This is a genomic window from Albidovulum sp. (assembly GCF_008933605.1).
In the GTDB taxonomy this organism is placed as follows: domain Bacteria; phylum Pseudomonadota; class Alphaproteobacteria; order Rhodobacterales; family Rhodobacteraceae; genus Albidovulum.
The window spans coordinates 1-4289 of sequence record NZ_WBUS01000208.1 but is presented as its reverse complement, the minus strand read 5'-3'; the positions used below and the strand labels follow the sequence as shown (position 1 = coordinate 4289).

The following is a 4289-nucleotide window of genomic DNA, read 5'->3' as shown; positions in this document are numbered from 1 at the left end:
GGCCAGCGGCGCGGGAGCGCGACCGGCGGCGGTGATGAGCGGCAGGCCGGGCGTCGGCTCGGTGTGGCTGACCACGCGGAGACGGCCGGCGACCTCGGGGTGGTGCGCCTCAAGCAGCCGCCAGCTCACGGCGTCGATGGCGGCGATGTCGGCGCGTCCCTCGGCGACGGCGCGGGCGCTGTCGCGGTGGGCGCCGGTGTGGCGGGTATGGGTGAACCTGAGGCCGCGCCGGGCCATCTCGTTCTGCGGCGCGGCCCAGCCCGACTGGCTGTCCTGGCCGTTGAAGGCGAGCGTCCGGTCGATGAAATCCTGCGCCTCGCCGGGATCGTCCGAGCGGGCGACGAGGACGGAGTAGTACCAGCCCGGCGCCGCGCCCGGAAGCGCGTAGTCGGGCGTGCCGACGAGCGCGACGCGGCCGTGGAGCCGTGTCCGGAAGGGCATGCCGCAGGTCTGGCCGAGAAGGAGGCGCGGGCTTTCCCAGACCGTCCAGAGGCTCGCGTCGCGGGTCAGCCGTTCGGGGGCGGCGATGCCCTCCTCCGCCAGCGCGTCGCGGATGAGCGACCAGAGCCGGTCGTGCTCCGCGTGGACCTGCGGCCAGTCGTACATCGCGAGGCTCGCGATCATTTCTTCGCGTTCTCAACGTTTTGCCGGGCAATGGCGCGGTCGCGGTCGCTGACGCCGAGAAGGTCGGCCGTCACCCGGATGAGCGCGTCCTCGCGGTCGTCCCGCGCCCCGTCGGACAGCGCGACCTGCCACATCGCCTCGATCAGGCTCACCCGGTCCTCGTGCGGAACCGCGTCCTTCAGCGCGCGGGTGAAGCGCACGGTATCGGGGGCCTCGGCCTCCAGCACCTCGGCCTCGGCGCGGATCTTCGCCGCCTCGAAATGCGAGAGCCCGTAGCGGCTCGCGACCACGCGGTCGATCCTCAGCCGCTCGGCCTCCTCGTAAAGCTCGTCCGCCCGCGCGAGGCGCACGAGGAGCGCGGCGAGCGCGAGCCGCGCGTCGGGTTCCGGCAGGCGGCCGGGAGCGGGGGCGAGGAGCGAGTTGAGAAGCCGCGCGATCATGACAGGGGATATAGGCCCTTCGGCCGCGATGTGCAAAGCCCGTCCCGCATCCGTCCCGCAGGCGTCGGGTTTGCGTCGGTTTTCCGTCCCGACAGGGCGCGCGCGGCGTCAGGGGTTTGTTGGGACGCGGGCCCGGGTGGCGGGCGCGGCCGTCGAGGCAATGTCTTGACTTGTCGCGGGACAGATCGGGTGGAAAAATAGAACCGTGTTCCGGTCAGGGAGTAGGGTGCGTGATTTCACGCACCGTTGGGTGGGGCGGGACGGTGCGTGCGCGCACGCACCCTACAGCTCGCTTGCCGCTGCCTCTCACGGCGTTCGCCCGCCAAGCCGTGCCGCCAACAGCACCGTCAGGACGAGAAGGCCGCCGATCATTACAAGACCGCTTTCCCCGCCCACGTATTCCTCGACCAAGGGCGATGTCGCTTCCGAGAGCCTTTCCGCGAGGGTCCAGAAGGTATTGACCGCCGCATGGGCGATGGCGACGGGCCAGATGCTGGCGCTCGTCAAGCGGAGATAGCCATAGAAGACCCCCGCGAGCGTCAGCGTGGCGAGAAACAGCGGGACCACCAGGAGCCTGTTGCCGTTCGGGTGGTAGAGGTCGGTCAACAGGATCAGCGGCAGATGCCAGACGCCGTGCAGAAAACCCACGGCGAGCATCGCGGTCAGGGTGCCAAGCGGCAGGAGGTTTGGCAGCAGATAGCCGCGCCAGCCGATTTCCTCGAAGAGGGCGAGCAAGGTGCTGATGACCAGCCCGACGAGCGAACTGACGACGATGCGCGGCAACGATCCGGACGCATCGGCGCGGAGCTCGGTCGCGCCTAGCGCCAGCAGGAGGAGAAGGCTTGCCCCGAAGATCAACGCCGGCGCGCCTACGGCAAGCGCGTAGCCCCGCTGGCCGATCCTGCTGATGCCGAGGCTGCCCACCAAGGCGCGGCGCGTTCCCGCGGGGACGAACAGGGCCAGGATGACAAGGACGGCGGCGGCCGGGGTGAACATCGTCAGCGCAAGCGCGGCCTCGCCCATGTCCCGGCCGAGCCAAGCGACCGCGATCGCAAGGCTGAGTGCGACAGCGTAGAATACGGCGACTTGCCCAAGTTCGATCTTCCGCACGGCAGGACCTCCTCGAAGGCCGTTAGAACGGAAACAGGCACGAGGTCACTGAAACAAGTCCGGCCGAGAGCGTAGCAGCGATCCGCGCCGTCTTAAAGGGAATTGGCGGCGCCGGTCTTGGGAACTGGCGCGCCGTTCCCGTCCCGACTGACCCTCACACCAGCCGCTCCACCTCCTTCGCCGCCCGGACGAAATCCGCAAACAAGGGATGCGGCGCGAAGGGTTTCGACTTCAGCTCGGGGTGGAACTGGACGCCGATGAACCAGGGGTGGTCCTTCCATTCCACGATCTCGGGGAGCCGTCCGTCGGGCGACATGCCGGAGAAGATCAGGCCGCAGGTCTCCAGCTTCTCGCGGTACTTGATGTCCACCTCGTAGCGGTGGCGGTGGCGCTCCTCGATCTCGGTCGCGCCATAGACCCCGGCGACCCTGGAGCCGGCCTTCAGGTGTGCGGTATAGGCGCCGAGCCGCATGGTGCCGCCCTTGTCGTCGCTGGCCTTCCTTGAAACCATGTGGTTGCCCTGCACCCATTCCTTGAGGTGATAGACCACCGGCTCGAACCGCTTCTCGCCCTTCTCGTGATCAAACTCCTCCGACCCCGCGCGGGTCACGCCGGCGAGGTTGCGCGCGGCCTCGATCACCGCCATCTGCATGCCGAGGCAGATGCCGAGGTAGGGGATCTGCTTTTCGCGGGCGAACTGCGCGGCCTTGATCTTGCCTTCCGTGCCGCGCTCGCCGAAGCCGCCGGGCACGAGGATGGCGTGGAAGTTTTCGAGCCAGGGCGCGGGGTCCTCGCGCTCGAAGATCTCGGCGTCGATCCATTCGGCCTTCACCCGCGTCCGGTTGGCCATGCCGCCGTGGGTCAGCGCCTCGGCGATCGACTTGTAGGCGTCCTCGAGCTGGGTGTACTTGCCGACGATGGCCACCCGCACCTCGCCCTCGGCATGGGTCAGGCGGTCCATCACGTCCTCCCATCGGTCGAGGTTGGGCTTCGGCGCGGGGCTGATCCCGAAGGCGTCGAGCACCGCCTGGTCGAGCCCGGCGCGGTGGTAGGCCAAGGGCGCCTCGTAGATCGAGTTCAGGTCATAGGCCGGGATGACGCTGTCGGGGCGGACGTTGCAGAAGAGCGCGATCTTCGCCCGCTCCTTCTCGGGGATCGGGTGCTCGGAGCGGCAGACGAGCACGTCCGGTTGCAGGCCGATGGAGCGAAGCTCCTTCACCGAATGCTGCGTCGGCTTGGTCTTCAACTCCCCGGATGCGGCGAGAAAGGGCAGCAGCGTCAGGTGCATGAAGATGCACTGGCCGCGCGGGCGTTCCTGCGCGAACTGGCGGATCGCCTCGAAGAAGGGCAGGCCCTCGATGTCGCCCACGGTGCCGCCGATCTCGCAGAGCATGAAGTCGACCTCGTCGTCGCCGATCCTGATGAAATCCTTGATCTCGTTGGTGACGTGGGGGATGACCTGGATGGTCTTGCCGAGGTAGTCGCCGCGGCGCTCCTTCTCCAGCACGTTGGAATAGATCCGCCCCGAGGAGATCGAGTCGGTCTTGCGGGCATGGACCCCGGTGAAGCGTTCGTAATGGCCGAGGTCGAGGTCGGTCTCCGCCCCGTCGTCGGTCACGAAGACCTCGCCGTGTTCGAAGGGCGACATGGTGCCGGGATCGACGTTCAGGTAGGGGTCGAGCTTCCGCAGCCTTACCGAGAAGCCGCGGGCCTGGAGCAGCGCGCCGAGGGCCGCCGAGGCCAGCCCCTTGCCAAGCGAAGAGACCACCCCGCCGGTGATGAAAACGTAGCGCGCCATGCGGTGAACTCCCCGTGAGTGCCTCAGGTTACTGGGTTGGCCGCATCGCGACAGAACGCGGCATCACGGGAGTCAAGAAGTAACAGATTCGCGATCCCCCCGCAACCGGACCGCAAAGGGTTGTGCCCGGCGAGGTTGCGCGGGCAAAACGTTGTGGTACCTCAGTTGGCGGGCGGCGGTGCGGCCGGGGCGTCGGCGGCCGGCGGCGTCACAGGCGCATCGGTAGATGGCGGCGGCAGGAGGTCGCCCTCGGGCAGCGCCGGGGTGGAGGGTGCGGCCGGGGCTTCGGCGGGTGCCTCGCCCGCGGTGTCGAGGAC

At 68.6% G+C, this 4289-nt stretch carries 4 protein-coding genes; all 4 read right to left on the bottom strand.

Annotated elements, in window-relative coordinates; genetic code table 11:
• On the bottom strand, positions 1 to 624 hold a 624-nt coding region (locus F9K34_RS17345; RefSeq protein WP_291338368.1), incomplete at its 3' end, for a phosphate/phosphite/phosphonate ABC transporter substrate-binding protein.
• Positions 621 to 1064, bottom strand: a complete 444-nt coding sequence (locus tag F9K34_RS17340) for a TerB family tellurite resistance protein (RefSeq protein WP_291338367.1) — start codon at positions 1062 to 1064, stop codon at positions 621 to 623. The genes F9K34_RS17345 and F9K34_RS17340, both read right to left, overlap by 4 nt.
• A 306-nt stretch (positions 1065 to 1370) precedes the next feature.
• Positions 1371 to 2174 carry a CPBP family intramembrane glutamic endopeptidase gene (locus F9K34_RS17335; protein ID WP_291338366.1) on the bottom strand — a complete coding sequence of 268 codons (804 nt, stop codon included), beginning with the start codon at positions 2172 to 2174 and terminating at the stop codon, positions 1371 to 1373.
• A 154-nt stretch (positions 2175 to 2328) separates the two neighbouring features.
• A complete protein-coding gene (locus F9K34_RS17330) occupies positions 2329 to 3972 on the bottom strand; it encodes a CTP synthase (protein ID WP_291338365.1) in 1644 nt (547 codons plus the stop codon).
• Positions 3973 to 4289: the final 317 nt, after the last annotated feature.